The sequence below is a fragment of the Pilosibacter rotomagensis genome (genome assembly GCF_045062245.2).
Lineage (GTDB): Bacteria > Bacillota > Clostridia > Lachnospirales > Lachnospiraceae > Pilosibacter.
Genome location: NZ_CM170323.1, coordinates 1,887,026 through 1,908,297, shown reverse-complemented (window position 1 = coordinate 1,908,297; position 21,272 = coordinate 1,887,026). Strand labels below are relative to the sequence as shown.

The window sequence follows — 21,272 nt, the reverse complement described above, 5'->3', positions numbered from 1 at the left end:
TGAAAATCCGACTGGCGGAACTGATACCTGTATCATAGCATAGATGGTGTCCTATAAAATCACCAGCCATCATGAAAAAGCAATTTTCTGCTACTCATTTTCTCAGTTTTATGTTAATATAAGGACAGTGTTTCGGGATGGAGCAGAATCATGGAGGAATGAGCAAATGGAACCAATGTATCTGTCAATCCGGCCAGTAGAAACCGGGAAGCGGATCAAACAGTTACTCTCGGAGCAGAACTATACGATCCGTGAAATCCAGGGAGCTTTTGGTTTTGAAAACCCGCAGGCGATCTATAAATGGATCTCCGGAAAATCTCTGCCGAGCCTGGATAACTTTATCATCCTCAGCAGACTGTTACATACCAGTATCGAAGATATCCTCGTCATTGACGGGGATATTTCTTTTTCACGGATCTTCTTAAACTACAGGTTCAATGACATTCCGGCTCGTCTCTCTTATAATCATACTATAAGAAAACGATACGGAAAAAGTGTAAGGAGAGAAAAAATTATGAAAAATTTTTTGAAACTGGGCGGACTTTCCATCCTCTCTTGCCAGTACATGTACGTCGACCATGAAGACTATCTTGCAGATGCTCTGTTTGCGCAGAATCAGGTTCCCGTACGATTCGGTCATGAATTTAAACGAAATGGTTCTCCGTACTGCATTATTACCTGCCGGGTATGGAAGAAGGACATCGCCGGTTTTGAGAGGACCATGGAATCACTGTATAACAAGATGCTCCTGCTCGGTCATAGCGATTATGCGGAATTCTGTGAAGAACTTATGGGAATGATCGAAAAGGAACGAGGTGCTGCATGATAAAAATTTACGAGTCCTTTTTAATTCTAAAACAATTGTGGATGGACTTTTTTAAAGAAAATATCTCTCAATTTAAGAAAATAGTGTTCTATAGCAAACTTTAAACTGCTTTTTGTATTCGATAGGACTATTTCACAATATTAACTCTACTATTACAATGCAATCGGCTATTTTTCTTTGAATTGACGCTCTATTTCAATAAAAGTATAGTCAACTTGCATCTTCCATTGTTCTGTATCTCTCACCCCATATTATTGCGTAAAACTCGGGTTTTACGAAATAATATGGGCCGTTTCGGCGGGTTCTGAGCCAAATTGTTTTAATTGTGTGCGCACACTTTTGAATTTTCTGACGTTTTATCTGCTTTTTTACACCTTTTCCCTGTATTCAACTCTGTTCTCTCCGCTTTTGCCTGCTTTTTCTCTGACTTTTGTCCCTTAATAGCTATGTATAGCAATATCTATGTATAACATGTATATCATTCGCACGATCAAGTTGACTCCTCTCCCATGCCATGCTATACTAAGAACAATTCAGGAGGCACGGTAAAATGAGCACAGAAAAGAATGAAAAAGAGATCCGGCAGGTCAATTTTCGTATCGACCAGGCATCTGCGGACGCGTTCAGGTCGTTCTGCACTGCAAATGGAATGAATCAGGCACAGGGATTCGATCATCTGATCCAGGTGTTGGAGTTAAATAACGCAAAGGCAGCGACCCCGGGGCGTGCCGTTGAGATAGAAAATTTTGAGCGGTTGACAAAAGATCTTCTTGCCGCATATCTCACAAGTCTTGAACTTGGAAACACGACGGAGGCCCGCGTGGCGGAGCGTTTTAAAACGGATCTGCAGCGGAAAGACCGGACGATCGATGAACTGCGGGAAAAGGCCGATCAGGCTGTGGACGAAAAAGAGAAACTTGCCGGATCGTTTGAGACGTTGACCGAGGAGAAAAAACAAATCGAAGAAAATGCTCTCAGTATGAAACAGGCGATGGAGGCTGCCCGGAAGTCGGCCAATGATCTGGAAGAACTGAACCATGTGCTGAGAGACCAGGTGGAACAGCTTCAGAAAAAGGCGGCCCATTATGACGAGATCGTTAAGATCAGTGCGGCGATCAAATCAGAAAATGAACAGCTGAGCAGGCAGCAGGAAGAACTCTCTCGTCAGCTCGCGAATGAAACTGCGGCAAAAAAGGATTACGAAGAGCAGATCGGGAAACTTACAGCCATGGTCCGGGATCTGGAACATGCGGCTGCTGAAAATAAAATGCAGCTTGCCGGGTTAAACAGCCAGTTAAAGGAACAAGAGACGGACTGCCAGAACCGTTTAAAGCAGGCACAGATGCAGGCGGATCTTGCGATGGAACGGGCTGTTGCAGCCAAAGAACGGGAAATGCAGGAAGAATTCCGCAAGCTTGACCGGGAAAATGCCCGCCTCATCGCGGAACTTGAACATTTCCGGGCATCTGCTGATGCTTCTTCCGGCAAAAATTCAGGGAATATTAAGGAGCAGACAGTATGAGTGAGTCGCAGTACTTTGCACAGCGGGATCAGAAAAATGAAGAAAAGCTGAAGGCAATGCTCTCTGCTCTCCCATCCTGCTGTACAGACTTTTTTCGCGGGATCGAGCCGTCGACATCTTCCATGACCCGGCTGTCCTATGCGTATGATCTGACGATGTTTTTTCATTTTCTGAAGGAGATAAAGGAGGAATGGAAAGAAATTCCGTTGGAGCAGCTGCAGACGGAAGCTCTCTCGCAGATTTCCGTGCAGGATATCGAGCGTTACCTGGAAGATCTCAAATACCGCCCGAATGATCCGGAACACAAGAATATGAACAGGGAACAGGGGATCAAACGGAAGTTCTTTTCACTGAAGAGTTTCTTTGGATATCTTTGCCGCGTGGGACTTTTAACGGTAAATCCGACACTTTCCATGCAGATGCCGCGGACTCATGCCAAAGAGATCGTCCGGCTCAATTCGGAGGAAATGAAGGAGCTGCTGGCGGAAGTTGACAGCGGATCCGGCCTGTCAGGCAGACAGAAAGCGTTTCATGAACGGACCAGACTCCGCGACAGCGCTCTCCTGGCACTGATGCTGGGAACCGGGATCCGCGTATCGGAATGTGTCGGACTGAATCTGGATGATGTGGACATGAAAGAAAGCGGGATCCATATCCGCAGAAAAGGCGGCAAGGAGACGACCGTGTATTTCAATGCGGAGGTGGCAAGGCGCCTGAATGAGTACCTGTCGGTCCGGACCGGCATCGAGACATTGCCGGAACACAAAAATGCCCTGTTTCTCTCCCTGCGCAATCAGCGGATCACGGTGCGGAGCGTGGAATACCTTGTAAAGAAATACGCATCGATCATCGCACCGAAAAAGAAAATAACGCCGCACAAGCTGCGGAGCAGCTATGGCAGCGCTGTTTATAAGGAGACCAACGATATCTACCTGGTTGCAGATATTCTTGGCCATAATGATGTAAATATTACAAGAAAATTCTATGCGGCGATCGAGGAAGACCGGAGAAAGAGTGTGAAGAACCTGGATATTCTGTGAGTATCCGGGTTTTCCGTATTTCTGATCATTACGTCGTCTTTTAGATTTCTGTCTTTTTCGAGACCATTTCAAAAATCGAAAAGCGTCTTCGAGACGCATTTCAGAAATTGAAAAACGTCTTCAAGACGCATTTCAGAAATTGATACCGTTTTTCGGATATTCTCTACGCATCCTATACCAATGCCCCCTGCTTTTTCAAAACCTCCTGAACGTGTTTTATCTCTGCCGTTCCCTCCAGGGCATGACATGCGGCGGCAACTCCGGCAGCGTGTCCGGTTGCAAAGCAGGTTCCCATGACGCGGACTGCCGCAAATGCTGCTTCATCGGAAGAAATCATACGGCCTGCACCGTATAGGTTTTCGATGTTTTCTGACTGCAGTGCACCAAGTGGAATGTCGAAATAGCTTCCTTCCTTCACATCCAGATAAGTTGCCATCTTGTCAACATCTTTATGGATCTCCGGTTTCCACCCACAGCGGGCTACACTGTTCTGGCACTTTTTTCCGGTAAGCACATCATCCACGGTAAGGGTTTCTTTTCCGACCATTCTTCTCGTTTCCCGAAAACCGATGGACGGTCCGATGACCGCTAACTCTGCGTGCTCCATGCCAGGCATGTAGGTTTTTAAGGCCTGTACATAACTGAGCACCTGTTTTCTGGTTTCCCGCTCCATATGGGTAAGGTCTGCGGCTGTCAGTCCCTCCGGAATTACACTTGGAAGAAGAACACTGACAATATCAGAATGCTCTTTTTTCAGGATAAATCCCTTTTCTCTTGTAAGGTTCGGGATTCCTGCCTCCTTGGCCTTTCTTACTGCACGCCCCACAGCTTCAGGTGACATGTCACAGTTCGTGTTGACACCGCTTAACCGGAATGGCATGGTTGCCGCCTGCGGGTGTCCGTCGTCTCCGCCCCATATCAGTTTTGCCCCGGAGCGATGAGCGAGATTCGCATCTCCGGATGCATCCACAAAGTTTTTTGCCATTACGGTAAAGCTTCCCTCATCATCGGAACACTGAATAGAAACAATGGATCCAAGTTCCACCTTCGCACTGGTCATGTATGTATGCAAAAAGTAATCCACATGTTCTTTTTCCAACAGATTGTCCATCGCACATTTTAAGTATTCGGGCTGGAAATTGACATTGTAGTTTCCGGTCGCGGAAATGACATAGTCCACGGTCGGCCCAAGTGCCTCCATCTCATCTAACACGAGCTGCCCTACGCCCTCAACGACACGAACCGGATTCTTTCCGCAGGTAAAAAAGCCGCAGAAGGTGCTGACCCCGGAATGGGTCGCCTCTCCGCCAAGATAAGCATTTCTCTCGATCAAAAGTGTTTTCGCTCCGGTTTTCGCAGCGCCGACCGCAGCAGACACACCGGCTGTCCCGCCTCCAACAACAACGACATCATACTGATATAAACGTTCCATAGTAAACTGTACTCCTTTTTCTGTCAATATCCTAATATTACATTGAAACATGCGATCATGCAGGGATTTGAAATCAGCGGATAAAAAATGTGCCGCAGCACCATGAAAAGGTATCTGCGGCTTTTTTGAGCTGCCGGCGGCAGTTATACGTTTGGGTTCTTTTCTAATAAAAGCCGGTAAAGCGTCGGCTCCGCATGGATCGCCTCCAGGATCGCTTCGATCTCCTTCCTGTTCTCCTTCTTCTTTCCCTGCTTTACAGCCCGGATCAGGAGGTTCTTTGGCGTGTGTTCCATGTCGATGAATTCCAGGATCTGGACCCGGTACCCCATGGCCTCGAGGATCTCCGCGCGCAGGGCGTCTGTGTAGAGGGCGGCCATGCGCTCTTTGATGATCCCGTAGCGGAATACCGGGGCAAAGAGATCGCTCTTCATCTGCTTATTGACCTCATGCTGGCAGCAGGGAACAGATAAGATCACCTTTGCGTTCCAGCGGACTGCCTTTTCCAGCGCGTAGTCCGTCGCTGTGTCACAGGCGTGCAGTGTCACGACCATATCCACCTGGTCAGTGCCCTCGTAGGAAGCGATATCGCCGTGAAGGAATTCCAGGGAGTCATAGCCGAACTTCTTTGCAAGCTGCGAGCAGTGCTCGATCACGTCTGTTTTCAGATCCAGACCGGTGATCCGCACCGGGTATCCCTTTAAGACCTTGAGGTAATAATACATCGCGAACGTCAGATAAGACTTTCCACAGCCGAAATCGATGATCCTCGTCTCTTTATTCTTATCAAGCTTCGGGAGCACGTCCTCGATAAATTCGAGGAAACGGTTGATCTGGCGGAATTTGTCGTACTTCGCATGGACGATCGCCCCGTCCTTCGTCTGGACACCGAGCTCCACGAGGAACGGGACCGGGATCCCCTCTTCGAGGATGTAGCGCTTCTTCCGGTTATGGGAAAGTCCGTTCGCCCAGGCAGCCTGAAGAGCCGCGTCGGAAGCGTCGGAACCATTCGTTCCGGAAGCTGATGCCCCATTTCCGGAGGTATTCCCGGAAACCGGCTTTTTCTTTACCTTAACAGTCACCTTTCCCTTTTTGCTCACAAGAACGGAACCGCTCTTATCTCTCGCCTCGAGCTGGAGCTGGCGGAAACTTGTTTCCATGAGACCTTCCAGATAGGCAGCCGCTTCTTCGGCTGTCAGATTTTTGTGGAAAGCCTGTTTTCCGATAAATTCCTCCGCCTGAAAATGCAGGACGCCCTTTGCCAGTACCGGGCGGATCCGTGCCTTCAGAAAATCATTTTTCTCCGCCTGACCGCTGGCAGTCGCCTGGATCAGGTTTTCATTTAAAAAATCAGTGAGTACACTGTGAAGTTCTCTCTTTTCCATCACTTTTTCTCTCCCCAGCCGCCGCGCAAAAGTTCCGGATGATCCGTCAGATGGGCAAAATCGTTAAAACGGTTTAACAGCATTTCGCCGTCGGATTCCCGGTAATAAAATTCCGTGATGCCGCAGTTTTCCAGATGTCTCGCAAGAAGCGGAACATACGCCCCGTCCATGTGAAGATAGTGGGTCACAAGACTCCGGATCACGCCTCCGTGGGTGACGACAGCGACCGTCTCCGCGCCGGACTTTGCGATTTCGTCCATGACCGGAACGGCACGACGGATCACATCCGCCGCACTCTCTCCGCCCGGATATGGAAGATCCTGTTTCATGGACGCTCTCGCGGCGAAAAAGTCCGCGTAGCGCTCCATGATCACATCGTCCGAAAGTCCCTCAAGATCACCGAAAGAGATCTCGCGGAGTCCTTCCCGGATGATCCTCGGTGCACGGATCTTCTCATTGATGATATCAGCAGTCTCGCGGGCACGGATCAGGTCACTGGACCAGACGGCGTCGATGGATTCCTTTTTCAGTCTCTTGCCGAGGAGCTCGGCCTGCCGCCTTCCTGCATCGGAAAGCGGCACATTTACGTTGCAAAGCGGGCTGTTCTGCCTGCCGTGACGGATCAGATAGATTCTCATAGTTTCTCCTGTTTAGTTCTTAAAGCTGTGGATCGGTGCCGGGATCCTTCCGGTCCTGTTCACAAATTTCTCACAGCTGAATGAGTTGACCGGCATGATCGGCGCATGTCCTAAAAGACCGCCGAACTCGACCGTCTCGCCGACGCCCTTTCCAATCACCGGGATCAGGCGGACTGCTGTCGTTTTCTGGTTGACCATACCGATCGCCGCCTCGTCTGCGATGATGCCGGAGATCGTCGCTGCGCTCGTATCTCCAGGAACTGCGATCATGTCAAGACCTACAGAGCATACGCAGGTCATCGCTTCCAGTTTTTCGATCGTAAGAGCGCCCTCGTTGACCGCATCGATCATTCCCTGGTCCTCGCTGACCGGGATGAAGGCGCCGGAAAGTCCGCCGACGTAGGAGGAAGCCATAACGCCGCCTTTCTTTACCTGGTCATTTAACATGGCGAGAGCGGCTGTTGTACCCGGGGCACCTGCGCGTTCCAGACCGATCTCCTCCAGGATCTCAGCGACAGAATCGCCGACAGCCGGTGTCGGAGCCAGGGACAGGTCGATGATGCCGAACGGGATCCCGAGACGCGCGGATGCCTCTTTCGCTACGAGCTGGCCGACACGGGTGATCTTGAATGCCGTCTTTTTGATCGTCTCACATAAAGTTTCGAAATCAGCGCCGCGAACAGACTGGAGAGCCGTCTTTACAACGCCCGGTCCGGAGACGCCGACGTTGATGATCGCGTCTGCCTCTGTAACGCCGTGGAATGCTCCCGCCATGAACGGGTTGTCGTCCGGTGCGTTGCAGAAAATAACAAGCTTTGCGCAGCCTAAGCAGTCGTTGTCTTTCGTGTACTCTGCGGTTCTTACGACCATCTCGCCCATTAAGCGGACTGCATCCATATTTAAACCGGTCTTTGTGGAGCCGACATTGATGGAGCTGCAGACAAAATCGGTCTCTTTTAACGCCTGCGGGATGGAGCGCATCAGGTTCTCATCAGCTGTTGTCATGCCCTTGGATACAAGAGCGGAATATCCGCCGATAAAGTTGACGCCTACAGTCTTTGCCGCACGGTCCAGGGTCTTTGCAATCGTCACAAAGTCCTCCGGGCTCTTGCAGGCTGCTCCGCCGACAAGGGCGATCGGTGTCACGGAGATCCTCTTGTTGACGATCGGGATCCCGAAATCGCGCTCGATCTGTTTTCCGGTCGGGACCAGGTCCTTTGCGAGTGTCGTGATCTTGTTGTAGATCTTTTCGTTTAATTTTTCGAGATCGGAGTCACAGCAGTCCAAAAGGCTGATGCCAAGAGTGATGGTGCGGACATCCAGGTTCTCGTGCTCGATCATATTGTTAGTCTCGTTGACTTCCAGATGTGTAATCATAATTGTTTCCCTCTCCTCAAGCTGTCATTAGATACGATGCATTTTTGTAAAAATCTCTTCACGCTGGCACTTGATGTTGACGCCTATCCCGGCACCGATCTCATCGAGTCCGGAAGACATTTCATCGAAGGAAACGTTTGCTCCGCTTCCGTCCACGATCATCATCATGTTGAAGTATTCCTGGACGATGGTCTGGGAAATATCAAGGATGTTAATTTTATGGTCCGCAAGATATGTACATACCTTTGCGATGATGCCTACGGTGTCTTTTCCTACTACGGTGATAATAACTTTATCCATGGAAATTTTCCTCCTTGTGTTGTGCCTTCCGCGTATTGTGATCCGGATCCGTCCGGACTGAGATCGTTGCCGGAACATATGGATCCCGGGGAAAGGTAGCTTTATGCAGTGATAAAGCGTAAAATTTTCTTAAAATATATCATTATAGCCGGTATGATGCAAGTGTTTTTTCGCAGCATCAGCAAAATCTGCTACAGACTGATGATCTCCGACATCTCATCTCTCTTTGCGACTGCCAGGTGAAAATCATCCGCATGGTATGGGCAGCCTCCCATGTCGATCTCCAGCCGGACGGTCTCATAGGCCAGCTCCGGCATGTTGTTCTCCTTGCTCAGATGTCCCAGCAGGATGTGCTTTAATCGGCCGCTCAGGATGCAGTTTAAGAGGCGTCCGGCGTTCTCGTTGGAGAGATGGCCGAAATCTCCCATGATCCGGCGTTTTAAGTAGTATGGGTACGGTCCCGTCTCCAGCATCCGAAGGTCATGGTTGGACTCTAAGAGCACCGCGTCGAGATCGAGGAGATGGTCGATCGTGTACTGGTTGAAATGTCCAAGGTCCGTTGCGACTGCCACAGACTTATTTCCCGACTGGATCCGGTAAGCGACCGGGTCGGCCGCATCATGGTCGATGTGGAACGGCTTGATCGTCAGATCCCCGAGGGAAAATTCGGTGTCCGGCAGGATCGGGTGCAGCAGCTCCTCCGGGTATTCGCCGAGGCCTTTGATCTTCCGGATCTCGTCGAGTGTCCCTTCTGTGGCGTAGATCGGGACTTCATATTTTCGCGCAAGGACGCCCAGCCCCTTTACATGGTCGGAATGTTCATGGGTGATGCAGATGCCGTCCAGTTCGCTCGTCTTTAAGCCGACCTCGTTAAGACCCTGCTCGATCCGCTTTGCGCTGATGCCGGCGTCGATCAGGACGTGGCTCTCCTCCGTCCCTGTGTAGATGCAGTTTCCGCTGCTTCCGCTGGCAATACTAACAAATCTCATGGTCAAGGATCTCCTTCAGCTGTCGTTTGATATCGGATTCGTCCCCGTTGTTGTCGATGACACGGCTGCAGAGCGCGCGGTATTCCTCCTCCGACGCCTGCCTTCCGATGATGTCCTCGCATTTTTCACGGCTGTAGCCGCGGTTTTCCATCAGGCGGACGATCCGGTTCTCTTTTGTCGTGTAGACGTACCAGAGCTCGTCAAAGAAGTTCTTCGGTGCAGTGTCAAAGACCGCTGCCTCGATGATCACGAGGTTTTCACTGGCGGCCTCCGCCTCTTCCTTCATCGTCTTCCAGACTAACGGATGGATGATGGAGTTCATCGTCTTTAATGCTTCTTTATCCCGGAAGATCAGGTCCGCCAGCGCTTTTCGGTCCACGGCTCCGTCCGGGGTGAGAAATGACGTTCCAAGCGCCTCTGTGACCTTTCTGAGTCCCAGACTTCCCGGCTCCATGAGATCGTGGGCCACAAGATCCGCGAGAATGATCTTCGCCCCGAAATCGTTCTTCAGTACCGCGAGCACACTGCTCTTTCCGGCTCCGACTCCGCCGGTGATCCCAATAATTTTCTTCTGTTTCATCTATTTCGCCTCAAACCAGTTTTTTCCGTCATGCATGTCGATCTCCAGCTCCACTTTTAAGGATGCCGCATGGTGCATTTCTTCGGAGAGGATCTTCATGACGATCTCTTTTTCGTCCTCCGCCGTCTCGACGAGGAGTTCATCGTGCACCTGCAGGATCAGTCTGGAACGGAGATTTTCCCTTCTTAACCGCTCGTCCACCCGGATCATCGCGATCTTGATGATGTCGGCAGCCGTTCCCTGGATCGGGGAGTTCATGGCTACACGTTCTCCGAAAGAACGCTGCATGAAGTTCGAGGACTTTAATTCCGGTACCGGGCGGCGTCGTCCGAACATCGTGGTGACATATCCCTGCTCCTTCGCGTGGGCAACAAGGCTGTCGAGGAAGGTTTTTACCTGCGGATATGTCTCAAAATAGCGAGCGATGTAATCCATGGCCTCTTTTCTGGAGATGCTCAGGTCCTCGCTGAGTCCGAAGGCGCTGATCCCGTACACGATCCCGAAATTCACGGCCTTCGCGTTGCGTCGCTGTAACGGTGTGACCTCATCAAGCGGGATGTGGAATACCTGGGAAGCTGTGATTGCGTGGATATCCTGGGCGGTCTTATACGCCTCGATCAGGCGCTCATCGCCGGACATGTGGGCAAGGACGCGCAGCTCGATCTGGGAGTAGTCGGCATCCAGGAAGATAAATCCATCGCGCGGGACAAAGACTTTCCGGATCTCTCTTCCGAGTTCCATGCGGATCGGGATGTTCTGGAGATTCGGCTCCGTGCTGGAAATCCGGCCGGTCGCCGTGATCGTCTGGTTGAACCGGCTGTGGATCCGTCCGTCTTCCCGGATATAGGTTCCGAGACCGTCCGCGTAGGTGGAATTCAGCTTTGTATACTGTCTGTAGTCCAGGATCTTCTGAATCACCGGATAATCCGGGGCAAGTTTCTCCAGAACATCGGCCGCTGTGGAGTAGCCGGTCTTCGTCTTCTTTCCACCTTTGATCTGCATTTTTTCGAACAGGATCTCGCCGAGCTGTTTCGGGGAGTTGATGTTAAACTCCTGTCCGGTCATCTCCCAGATCTCCTTCTCGAGGACTGCAATCTGTTTCTTTAACTTTTCTCCGTAAGCGGCAAGTTCTTCCCTGCGGACTGCGATCCCCTCCGCTTCCATATGGAACAGGGTATAGATCAGAGGAAGCTCGATCGTGCGGTACAGCTCTTCCATTCCATCTGCCGTCAGACGCTCCAGGAGCGGTTTCCCGGCCGCAAAGGCTGTGTAGGCCATAAGTCCCGCCATACGGGTGAAATTCTCCGGTTCCTTCGCGTATGCGTCTTCACAGGACAGCTTTTTGATCAGGTCTGCCCTGGACGGGACCGTCATCCCGAGAAGATCTCTCGCAATGTCGTCATAGCCGTAGGAATCCTTTAACGGGTTTAAGAGATATGCCGCAACCCCGGCGTCATAGACCGTGTCCCCGTAGGAAAGATCCGCGAACGGCAGGGAGTGCTTGAGATCCAGGACCCAGGCATGACCCGTTCGGCAGAGTTCCTCATATTTTCCGGCGATATAGCTCTCCGTCATAAAGCCGCCGACCGGGAAGATATAGCTTCCGGTCTCCTCAAAACATAAGGCGAGGGCTGTCACGGAACCGTTTTCTGTAAGAAGTTCCATTCCGATGCGGTCCGCCTTTTTTGCTTTTTCAAAGAGCGCATCCGCCTCGGAAAAATCCTCCACAAGAACAAACTGTTTCTCCGGTCCGCTTTCATGTTTGATCTCCTCGCCGAATCTCGCCGCGATCGACTTGAATTCCAGGCGTTTCATATATTCATACGCTTCCGGCGTGTAGAGATTTTCCAGTTTCGCATCCGCCATGGAAAATTCGATCGGGGCGTCAATGCAGATCCTTGCGAGCTTTAAGGAAAGATCTGCGAGATCCTTATACTCTTCCAGCGCCTTTTTCGCGCGCGGCGGTTTCACTTCGTCGAGATGGGCGTAGATGTTTTCCAGGTTCTGGTACTGGACAATGAGGTTTGTCGCCGTCTTCTCACCGATGGACGGGACGCCCGGGATATTGTCGGACTGGTCGCCCATCAGGGCTTTCACCTCGATAAACTGTTCCGGCGTCACCTGGTACTCCCGGATCACGTCCTCCGGGTAATAATTGTGGACCTCCGTCGTTCCGCGGCTCGTCTTCGGAAGACAGATCCTGATATGGGTGTCGGAAAGCTGCAGAAGGTCCCGGTCTCCGGAGAGGATCGTCACCTCATAGCCCTCTTTCTGCTCCCGCTTTGCGATCGTTCCGAGGATATCATCCGCCTCATAGCCTTCTTTTGTGAGGATCGGGACACCCATGGCGGTCAGGACCTCCTTCATGAGCGGTACCTGTTCATGAAGTTCCTCCGGCATTGGTTTTCTTGTTCCCTTGTAGGCATCAAACATTTTGTGGCGGAACGTCGGGGCTTTCAGGTCAAAAGCCACCGCAAGGTAGTCCGCTTTCTCCTCATCGAGAACTTTAAATAAAATATTTAAAAAGCCATAGACCGCGTTCGTGTGGAGACCTTCCGAATTTGTCAGGTTCGGCACACCGTAGAATGCGCGGTTTAAGATACTGTGACCGTCGATCAATACGAGTTTTTCCATGTTCACTCCTCTAAAATCTATAGATATCCCATCGTTGTCCAGATGCGGAGCTGCAAAAGGATCATGACGATGAGTGCCATTCCGCACAGAGTCGAGATCGCGTAGGATGCGATCTGGAATGTGGAGATATGGCGCAGGGACCGGTAGGATTCCGCTACCTTTCGTTTCAGATCCCCCACGATGTCATATGTTCCATCCGCTTCATCCAGCTTTTTTAACCCCACATCCACCATGTAGTGGATCTCCAGTTCTTCCCTGCAGTTTTCACACGTTTTGATATGGTCCAGGAAATCTTCCAGCTCCGTCGGGGACAGTTCGTCCTTCATATACGGAACTACCATCTTTTCTGCTTCCATACAGGTCATGGAACACACTCCTTTCAGCCTGAATATACGCGGATCCCGGTTCATTGTCCGCGTAAACGCAAAAAGACACGACCATCTAATGAGAGTCATGTCTTTTCGTTTCTGCCGGCGGCCGGACTTGAACCGGCACGAAGTTACCCCCGTCAGATTTTGAGTCTGATGCGTCTGCCATTCCGCCACGCCGGCATATCTTCGCGGCTGTATATTTCAACAGCCGCATATAAGTTTATCATAAGAACATGAAAATTGCAAGCAGTTTTAGTGATGGAACAGACGGATGCCTGTGAATGCCATCGCCATTCCGTACTTATTGCAGACTTCGATCACATTGTCGTCACGGACAGATCCGCCCGGCTGTGCGATATATTTTACGCCGCTCTTGTGTGCGCGCTCGATATTGTCGCCGAACGGGAAGAAGGCGTCAGATCCGAGAGCCACATCCTGCATCTTGTCGAGCCATGCGCGCTTCTCTTCTTTCGTGAATACCGGCGGCTTCTCCGTGAAGACTTTCTGCCATTCGCCGTCAGCAAGAACATCCATGTACTCGTCTCCGATGTAAACGTCGATCGCATTGTCGCGGTCCGCACGTTTGATCTTGTCGATAAACGGAAGATTTAATACCTGCGGTGCCTGGCGGAGGAACCAGTTGTCCGCCTTCTGGCCTGCAAGGCGTGTGCAGTGGACACGGGACTGCTGGCCGGCGCCGATACCGATCGCCTGTCCGCCCTTTACATAGCAGACGGAGTTGGACTGGGTGTATTTTAAGGTGATCAGGGAGATCATAAGGTCGATCTTTGCGGAATCCGGGATCTCCTTGTTTTCTGTCACAACATTGGATAAAAGATCTTTGTCGATCTTTAAGTTGTTTCTTCCCTGCTCGAAGGTCACGCCGAATACCTGCTTGTGCTCGATCGGAGCCGGAACATAGGACGGATCGATCTGGATCACGTTGTATTTGCCGTTCTTTTTCTGTTTTAAGATCTCAAGAGCTTCCGGCTCATAGCCAGGAGCGATCACACCGTCGGAAACCTCACGCTTGATGAGTTTTGCGGTGTCAACGTCGCAGACATCGGAGAGGGAGATAAAATCGCCGAAGGAAGACATACGGTCTGCGCCTCTTGCTCTCGCGTAAGCACTTGCAAGCGGGGAAAGCTCACCGAGATCGTCCACCCAGTAAATCTTTCTTAAAACTGCATCCATCGGAAGACCTACTGCGGCACCTGCCGGGGAAACATGCTTGAAGGAAGTAGCTGCCGGAAGACCTGTCGCTTCCTTTAATTCCTTAACGAGCTGCCAGCCGTTCAACGCATCGAGAAGGTTGATGTAGCCAGGTTTTCCGTTTAATACGGTGATCGGGAGATCACTTCCGTCTTCCATGTACACACGGGACGGCTTCTGGTTCGGGTTGCAGCCGTATTTTAATTCCATTTCATTCATGATTTCTTTTGCTCCTTTGATATGGAAATGATTTCGTTTTATGGGATCAGTGATTTTTATTTACGATTCTTGTCTCGTACTTTCCTGTCTCGATATCGATGAATCGTACAAAAAGGGAAACCTTGTTGTCTTCGTTCAGGTTCTCCCATACATTCGCTGTGAAGCTGTCGATATCGCCTTCGATCGCCACGCGCTTCGGCTCGCCCTCAAAGCTCGGGAGCGGGTTTCCGTCGTTCATGTAGGTGTGGATAAAACGTCCTTCTCCATTTACCGGTTTTTCATACGCGTAGGTAAAGCGGCTGCAGCTCTCCGGATTTCCGTCACTGCTCTTTAAGATGGACATTGCAAAGTTGTACTTTCCGTTTTCGATGTGCATGATCCCGGAGATGCGCGGAGTGTAGTTCGGGCCGTCCGGCTCAAACTCGCGGCAGCGCAAGGACTGCTCGAAGGTCTGCTGGCGGTCCATTCCCTCGTAGATCGTATCGGTCTGGTCGCCGTTTGTCACGATGGTCTTATTTCCGAGAACGCGCACCGGGGCGTAGATAATGAGGCTCGGGTCCTCGAGCTTTGACGGATCAAACGCCTGGGTACGGATCCCCTCACCGTCCTTCACAAAGACACGGTTGCGGCTGTTGCTGCTTCTGCCCATGATAAAATATGCGGTCACAGCTGTTTTTCCATCGGCTGATTTTCCGATCACGATTCCTCTTCCCGGATAAGAATTGTTTTTTAACTCCTCTGAAAGTGATAATAACTTCATGGAAGTACTCCTCCTGTTTTCGTATAAGATCACCGGAATTTGTACCGGCGACGGGTTTTAATTTTATGATAACATACTTCCTGCAGATTGAGTATTTAAAATTACTTATCAACGATCCCGGCGTTTCCTTATGAAATGCTTTCATTTATTTAACAAAATCGTAATGTGGCGTTCATGTACAAGAGGCAGGTCTTCATGATATAATATAACTGTCTTAGAAAGATAAACCTGGTACCGGACAAGCTTTCTTCCATTCGCCTATTCCGGTGCCGCATTAAAATACGATAAAAGGAGCTGATCTTCTTATGAGAAAAAATCTTTATAAATTTGCCGCTTTAACAATGTTTGCCGCATTATCCATCACCGCATGCAAAAAACACGAGGCTGTGGACATCTCTGGAATTCATACGTCCGCTGCGGAGACCATGGCGGAAACTACTTCCAATGAAACAAAGGCTGATCCGGCAGCAGACAATTCAAAAAGTGACTCCTCAAAAACTGATGCTTCAAAAGCCGGATCTTCTGAGATCGAGACGCAAAAGGATTCCAACGCCTCCGACGCGTTAAGCGTGAAATCGAAGATCGCGACCGAAAAGACCGGAAAGGTCTCCATCGAATACCCGATCCTCTCCAATCTCCGTGATGCATCCATGACCCAGGCCGTCAATGAGCTTTTAAAGAAAGAGGCGACCTCGATCATCACTGCCTGGGAACTGGACACCGAAAAGGATGAGGTTTCCATCAACTGTGATCTGGTATCCCTCGATAAAAACAAGGCGGTATTTACATTCCACGGAATGGTAAACGTTGCAGAAACAGCCCATCCGTCAAATGTGCGCTATGCCGTCTCTGTGAACTTAAATACAGGATCACCAATCGGTCTGACTGCGTATGCAGATGCGGATTCCATCGCGGAATATCTTTCTTCCGATGACGTTGTGGTGGTAGAACCGGCGGACACAGCAGCTGAAGTAAAGGATTCCATCAAGTCCAGCGGAAAAGAACTCTGGCAGACGGTGTTTGCAGAATGTGATTTTACTTCCGTAAAGGACGGGACATTCCCGCAGGCGTTTTCCTACGAAAAAGACGGAGATATCTACCTGATCGTTCCAGTGAGCCATGCGGCGGGTGATTATGCTCTTGTAAAATATTCACCGGAAACAAAATAACAATAGATGATCTGAGAAACGATCCGGTTGATTTCTATCCTGCGTTTTGGTATGATAAAGGGAAGGAAAAAACATGATCTGCCAATCGGTCTATAGGCTTTGGCAGATCACAGAAAGGCTGGTATCTATTAATGGAAAATGTAACGTATATTGACCACCCGCTGGTTCAGCACAAGATCTCCATGTTAAGAAAGAAGACCACAGGAACAAATGAGTTCCGTACTCTTGTTGAGGAGATCGCAACCCTGATGGGTTATGAGGCGCTCCGCGATCTTCCGCTTGAGGACGTTGAGGTCGAGACTCCGATCGAGACCTGTATGACTTCGATGCTTGCCGGTAAGAAACTTGCGATCGTTCCGATCCTGCGCGCAGGTCTTGGAATGGTAAACGGTGTCCTTTCCCTCGTTCCGTCCGCAAAGATCGGTCATATCGGTCTCTACCGCGACGAGGAGACTCATGAGCCGCACGAATATTTCTGCAAACTTCCGAATCCGATCGAGCAGAGAACGATCGTTGTCACAGATCCGATGCTCGCGACCGGCGGTTCCGCAGTCGCTGCGATCGACTTTATCAAGCAGCACGGCGGAAAACACATCAAATTTATGTGCATCATCGCCGCTCCGGAAGGAGTAAAGAAGCTTCATGAGGCACATCCGGACGTGCAGATCTATGTCGGCCATCTCGACCGTGAATTAAACGAGAACGCGTACATCTGCCCGGGTCTTGGCGATGCCGGCGACCGTATCTTCGGAACAAAGTAATTGATCCGTGAATATCCGGAACATTCCGGTCTTTTCTCCTGAGAAGATCGCGAATGCCAGGCTTTAAACAGATAAAAGACAAAAACCACGATACCTGTTTTTTTGGCAGGCATCGTGGTTTTTCTTTTACCTTTTTTATTTACGCGAACAACGAGCCAAAGTCTGCGCTTGCGCATGACCTTGGCGACTGTTGCGATAACAAGGGGAAACTCGCGAAGCGTGTTTTCACTTGTTTGCCGGGACTTGTTCTTTTTATCTGTTTTCAGAGAAAACAGTTATTCCTGTACTTTCTTTGCGATCTCGCCCTGTTTTTTATAGATAGAGTTCTCATCCACACATCCGCGGACGCTGGACAGCGGGTAGATATTGCAGTTTCTGCCGATCACAGTGCCGGGATTCAGGACGGATCCGCATCCAACTTCCACGCAATCGCCGAGCATGGCGCCGAATTTCTTGATCCCGGTCTCGATATCGCCGTCCTCCGCATGGACTTTGACAAGCAGTTTATCGGACTTTACGTTTGAAGTGATGGAACCGGCTCCCATGTGGGCGCGGTATCCGAGGATCGAATCCCCCACATAGTTATAGTGAGGAACCTGCACCTTATCGAACAGGATCACATTTTTGAGTTCTGTGGAGTTTCCGACAACAGCGCCCTCTCCGACCAACGCATTTCCGCGAAGGAATGCACAGTGGCGAACTTCCGTGTCCTTTCCGATGATGATATTCTCACCGAGATATGCGCTCGGCATCACCTTTGCAGACTTGTGGACCCAGACGGTCTCTCCGCGCTTTTCATATTCATCTTCCGGGAGTGTCTTTCCAAGCTCAAGGATGAACTCTTTGATACGGGCCAGTGCCTCCCACGGATAGGTGAACTGGCGAAGGAAGTCTGCAGCCTGGGTGTGGGAAAGATCATAGAGATCCACGATTTTTGTTTCTTCTTTTTTCATATCATTCTCCAATCTGCCGTCTGATCAGACGACGCAAGCGACCGTACCCGGCGCGAGAATGTGCCAAAGCACATTTTTTACAGGCATGTTCCTGCTACTTTTTATAAAATTGTGCCGCAGCGTCAAAGTAAGGGCGCAGCATATAGGCATTGTTCGTCTGTTTGACGCCGTTTGTCCGGAGTGTCACAAAGCGCTCCAGTTTTTCCATGTATTCATCCGGCGTGATCGTTCCCTCCGCCACATACGTCAGGCCTTTTTCCCAGCTTGCCGTGAGTTCCGGATTTAAGAGCTGCCTCATGGATGCCTGACAGACATCAAAGACGATCTCTCCGAGGAGTGTCGGCGTGATGACCTGGGTCTTCTTTGCCAACGCCAGATATTTGATGTTGAACAGCTTTTTCAGGATCTCCGCGCGGGTGGCGCTTGTTCCGATCCCGCTTCCCTTGATCTGGGCGCGCAGATCTTCATCCTCGATGAGCTGACCTGCGTTTTCCATTGCAAGGATCATGGAACCGGACGTATAGCGCTTTGGCGGGGAAGTCTCGCCTTCTTTTATCTCAAGCTTTAGGAGCTTTAATTTCTGTCCCTTTTTCAACCCGGAGAGCATGGCAAGAAGATCCTTTGCTTTTTCATCATGACCCGGATCCAGCTCCTCCGCCTGGGAATCCTGGGACACACCGGAATTTTCCGCTTTGCTGTTACCGCTGCTTTCCGCCTTCTTTTTTGACGGGACATTCGCAACTTCCAGATATCCCGCTTCCGCGAGGACCTTGTAGGCTGCAAAGAACTGTTCCCCCTGTTTTTCGATCCGCAGGGAAAACTTCTGGTAGACGGCCGGCGGATAAAAAATGCTCAAAAACCGGCGTCCGATCAGCTCATACACCTTTGCAGCCAGCGGATTCAGGCTTCGCAGCGCTCCGAATCCCTGACCGGTTGGGATGATCGCATAGTGGTCAGTGATCTGTTTATCATTCACATATTTTGTCTTCGCGATCTGCTTCCATGTTCCGCTGTCAAGTGCCTTCGCGGCAAAATCCGCGAGAGGAGCAAAATTCCGGAGACCGCCGATATTCTTATAGATCTCCTTCGATACTGCGGTGGAGAGGACTCGTGCATCGGTTCTCGGGTATGTCACCAGCTTTTTCTCGTAGAGTTCCTGAATGATCTTTAGAGTCTCATCCGGACTGATCTTGAACATTTTCGAACAATCGTTCTGGATCTCGGCGAGATTGTATAAGAGCGGCGGATTTTTCGTCTCTTTTTTCCGGTCCAAAGCGAGAAGTGTTCCCTCCATCGGATCGGCACTCAGGAACCGGATCAGCTCTTCCGCCGTCTTTTTCTCCTTAAATCCATTTTCCTTGTAGAGCGCCGGTGTTCCAAAATATCGGGAACCTTCCACGGCTCTCCACTCTGCCTCGATGACTGCTGTCTCGTGATCCGGGACATCGAAGGAGCCGATGACGCGGTAGAACGGAGTCTTTACGAATTCACGGATTTCCCGTTCCCTGCGGACGACCATGCCGAGAACGCAGGTCATCACGCGTCCCACAGAGAGCACCGCCCGCTTTTCCCGGAGATAGGACGCCACGGACGGACCGTATTTCAGGGTGAGCACCCTGGAAAAATTGATGCCCATGAGGTAATCCTCTTTTGCCCTGAGATATGCGGACGCTGCGAGATTGTCATACTCTGCGAGGTCCTTTGCCTCTCTCACTCCGCGCAGGATCTCCTCCTCCGTCTGGGAGTCGATCCAGACACGGCGACGTTTTTTTCCTTTTACTCCGGCCATCTGCTCCACCAGGCGGTAGATATATTCTCCCTCACGCCCGGAGTCAGTGCAGACATAGATCGTGTCCACGTCCGCCCGGTTTAAGAGCCCGCTCACGATCGTAAATTGTTTCTTCACATCGTCGATCACCTGGTATTTGAATGTTTTTGGAAGAAACGGCAGAGTTTCCATGCTCCAGCGTTTCAGGGCCGGATCATACGCATCCGGGTAACTCATGGTCACCAGATGTCCGACACACCAGGTCACGATCGCCTGATCGGACTCGATATATCCGTCTCCTTTTCTCCCGGAAACCTTTAAGGCCTTCGCAAATTCCTGGGCAACGCTCGGTTTTTCGGCGATAAATAATGCTTTTCCCATGAAACCTCTTTCCTAGTTATCTTATTCTCTCCCACCCCGGACCGCAATTCTCCGGGATGAAAGGATCGTTATTTTTTTCTTCTGCGGAAGCTCCGACAGGATTAGTGCCGCAAACATCAGGGCGCATCCGACTAACATCTTTCCGGTCAGCACATCCTTTAAGAAGATCACGGAAAACAGTGTCCCAAACACAGATTCCAGGGAAAGAAGGATCGCCGATGTGGAGGCGCTTAAATATTTCTGACCGATATTCTGTAAGAGATACGATACGGTCGTCGAGAAAACTGCAAGGTACAGCAGGCCTACGATCAGAGACTGATTCGCCAGGACCGCGAAATCAAAGGATCCGTCGAGAAACGGCGCGCAGATCCAGTTGATGATGGCAGCCGCAAGGATCTGGATCACGGTCAGTGCGATCGGATCATGGTGCTCCGTGAATTTGTCGATAAATACCATATGGACTGCGAACATCAGACCGCACACCAGTGTCAGAAAATCTCCGAAATTGATCGTGAGGTCGCCCTGCAGAGATAAAAGTGCGAGACCGATGACTGCGATAAACGCTGCAGCGATATTTCGCCCTGTCGGTCTCTTTTTGCTGACGATCCAGTAGAAAAACGGTACAATGATCACATACAGGGTCGTGATAAAGGCGTTTTTGCTGGCCGTCGTGTATTTCAGACCGTAAGTCTGGAACTGGTAGGACAGGCAGAGGAATATTCCCAGGATCGCGCCGCAGAGGATCGTCTGGCGGTCCGCTGCGAACAGATTTTTATGAAATAACAGGGCAAGCAGGACCGCAGACATGGAAAAACGGATCGCCAGAAGATACGTCGGCGGGATCAGATCCACGGAATTCTTCATCACAACGAAGGCAAAACCCCAGATCATGGTCGTCAGGATCAGCCCCAGTGATGCCAGGATCCTGACGCTGCGTTCATTTAAATTTTTCATTTTT

19 protein-coding genes and 1 tRNA gene are annotated in these 21,272 nt (G+C 50.5%); 5 read left to right on the top strand and 15 right to left on the bottom strand.

What is annotated here, in order from left to right; all coding sequences use genetic code 11:
- The first annotated feature begins 166 nt into the window (after positions 1 to 166).
- The 3 genes from ACI3EW_RS08430 (at position 167) to ACI3EW_RS08420 (ending at position 3,388) form a co-directional block, all read left to right on the top strand.
- Positions 167 to 826 (top strand): helix-turn-helix domain-containing protein, encoded by a 660-nt coding sequence (locus ACI3EW_RS08430; RefSeq protein ID WP_252197360.1) that lies wholly within the window; start codon positions 167 to 169, stop codon positions 824 to 826.
- Between the two features lie 550 nt (positions 827 to 1,376).
- Entirely contained in the window at positions 1,377 to 2,348 is a 972-nt protein-coding gene (locus tag ACI3EW_RS08425) for a coiled-coil domain-containing protein (protein WP_405579307.1), read from the top strand.
- Positions 2,345 to 3,388: a tyrosine-type recombinase/integrase gene (locus ACI3EW_RS08420; RefSeq protein ID WP_405579304.1), complete on the top strand. Its 1,044-nt coding sequence runs from the start codon at positions 2,345 to 2,347 to the stop codon at positions 3,386 to 3,388. Before ACI3EW_RS08425 ends, ACI3EW_RS08420 begins: the two co-directional genes overlap by 4 nt.
- A 172-nt stretch (positions 3,389 to 3,560) precedes the next feature.
- Here ACI3EW_RS08420 and ACI3EW_RS08415 read toward each other — a convergent pair whose 3' ends face one another.
- The 12 genes from ACI3EW_RS08415 to ACI3EW_RS08360 form a co-directional block, all read right to left on the bottom strand.
- Positions 3,561 to 4,820, bottom strand: coding sequence for an FAD-dependent oxidoreductase (locus ACI3EW_RS08415; protein ID WP_118532705.1), 1,260 nt, complete (start codon positions 4,818 to 4,820; stop codon positions 3,561 to 3,563).
- 143 nt (positions 4,821 to 4,963) lie between these two features.
- Positions 4,964 to 6,202 (bottom strand): class I SAM-dependent methyltransferase, encoded by a 1,239-nt coding sequence (locus ACI3EW_RS08410; protein WP_118514101.1) that lies wholly within the window; start codon positions 6,200 to 6,202, stop codon positions 4,964 to 4,966.
- Entirely contained in the window at positions 6,202 to 6,840 is a 639-nt protein-coding gene (locus ACI3EW_RS08405; protein WP_118532709.1) for a histidine phosphatase family protein, read from the bottom strand. The genes ACI3EW_RS08410 and ACI3EW_RS08405 overlap by 1 nt, the downstream gene beginning before the upstream one ends.
- A gap of 12 nt (positions 6,841 to 6,852) precedes the next feature.
- Positions 6,853 to 8,217, bottom strand: a complete 1,365-nt coding sequence (locus tag ACI3EW_RS08400) for a PFL family protein (protein ID WP_118532711.1) — start codon at positions 8,215 to 8,217, stop codon at positions 6,853 to 6,855.
- A gap of 27 nt (positions 8,218 to 8,244) precedes the next feature.
- Positions 8,245 to 8,517 (bottom strand): ACT domain-containing protein, encoded by a 273-nt coding sequence (locus tag ACI3EW_RS08395; protein ID WP_118298173.1) that lies wholly within the window; start codon positions 8,515 to 8,517, stop codon positions 8,245 to 8,247.
- Positions 8,518 to 8,708: 191 nt separating this feature from the next.
- Positions 8,709 to 9,506, bottom strand: coding sequence for an MBL fold metallo-hydrolase (locus tag ACI3EW_RS08390; protein ID WP_405579296.1), 798 nt, complete (start codon positions 9,504 to 9,506; stop codon positions 8,709 to 8,711).
- The gene (gene coaE, locus ACI3EW_RS08385) at positions 9,493 to 10,086 is read right to left on the bottom strand and encodes a dephospho-CoA kinase (protein ID WP_118298171.1); all 594 of its coding nucleotides are present in this window, start codon (positions 10,084 to 10,086) and stop codon (positions 9,493 to 9,495) included. The genes ACI3EW_RS08390 and coaE overlap by 14 nt, the downstream gene beginning before the upstream one ends.
- Entirely contained in the window at positions 10,087 to 12,720 is a 2,634-nt protein-coding gene (gene polA / locus ACI3EW_RS08380; protein ID WP_405579292.1) for a DNA polymerase I, read from the bottom strand.
- Between the two features lie 17 nt (positions 12,721 to 12,737).
- Positions 12,738 to 13,085 (bottom strand): anti-sigma factor family protein, encoded by a 348-nt coding sequence (locus tag ACI3EW_RS08375; RefSeq protein ID WP_118532717.1) that lies wholly within the window; start codon positions 13,083 to 13,085, stop codon positions 12,738 to 12,740.
- Between the two features lie 103 nt (positions 13,086 to 13,188).
- Positions 13,189 to 13,271: transfer RNA gene (locus ACI3EW_RS08370), tRNA-Leu, on the bottom strand.
- 72 nt (positions 13,272 to 13,343) lie between these two features.
- Positions 13,344 to 14,522 carry a phosphoribosylaminoimidazolecarboxamide formyltransferase gene (locus ACI3EW_RS08365; protein WP_329752606.1) on the bottom strand — a complete coding sequence of 393 codons (1,179 nt, stop codon included), beginning with the start codon at positions 14,520 to 14,522 and terminating at the stop codon, positions 13,344 to 13,346.
- Positions 14,523 to 14,568: 46 nt separating this feature from the next.
- Positions 14,569 to 15,282 carry an IMP cyclohydrolase gene (locus ACI3EW_RS08360; RefSeq protein WP_343221250.1) on the bottom strand — a complete coding sequence of 238 codons (714 nt, stop codon included), beginning with the start codon at positions 15,280 to 15,282 and terminating at the stop codon, positions 14,569 to 14,571.
- Between the two features lie 305 nt (positions 15,283 to 15,587).
- Here ACI3EW_RS08360 and ACI3EW_RS08355 point away from each other — a divergent pair, with 305 nt between their 5' ends.
- Positions 15,588 to 16,451 carry a hypothetical protein gene (locus ACI3EW_RS08355; RefSeq protein WP_405579287.1) on the top strand — a complete coding sequence of 288 codons (864 nt, stop codon included), beginning with the start codon at positions 15,588 to 15,590 and terminating at the stop codon, positions 16,449 to 16,451.
- Between the two features lie 131 nt (positions 16,452 to 16,582).
- Positions 16,583 to 17,212: a uracil phosphoribosyltransferase gene (upp, locus tag ACI3EW_RS08350; RefSeq protein ID WP_405579284.1), complete on the top strand. Its 630-nt coding sequence runs from the start codon at positions 16,583 to 16,585 to the stop codon at positions 17,210 to 17,212.
- A 275-nt stretch (positions 17,213 to 17,487) separates the two neighbouring features.
- Here upp and ACI3EW_RS08345 read toward each other — a convergent pair whose 3' ends face one another.
- The 3 genes from ACI3EW_RS08345 to ACI3EW_RS08335 form a co-directional block, all read right to left on the bottom strand.
- Positions 17,488 to 18,165: an acyltransferase gene (locus ACI3EW_RS08345; protein ID WP_118532721.1), complete on the bottom strand. Its 678-nt coding sequence runs from the start codon at positions 18,163 to 18,165 to the stop codon at positions 17,488 to 17,490.
- A 94-nt stretch (positions 18,166 to 18,259) separates the two neighbouring features.
- Complete coding sequence (locus ACI3EW_RS08340) at positions 18,260 to 20,314, bottom strand: DNA topoisomerase (protein WP_118727559.1); 2,055 nt, start codon at positions 20,312 to 20,314, stop codon at positions 18,260 to 18,262.
- Positions 20,315 to 20,335: 21 nt separating this feature from the next.
- Complete coding sequence (locus ACI3EW_RS08335; protein ID WP_118532803.1) at positions 20,336 to 21,268, bottom strand: DMT family transporter; 933 nt, start codon at positions 21,266 to 21,268, stop codon at positions 20,336 to 20,338.
- Positions 21,269 to 21,272: the final 4 nt, after the last annotated feature.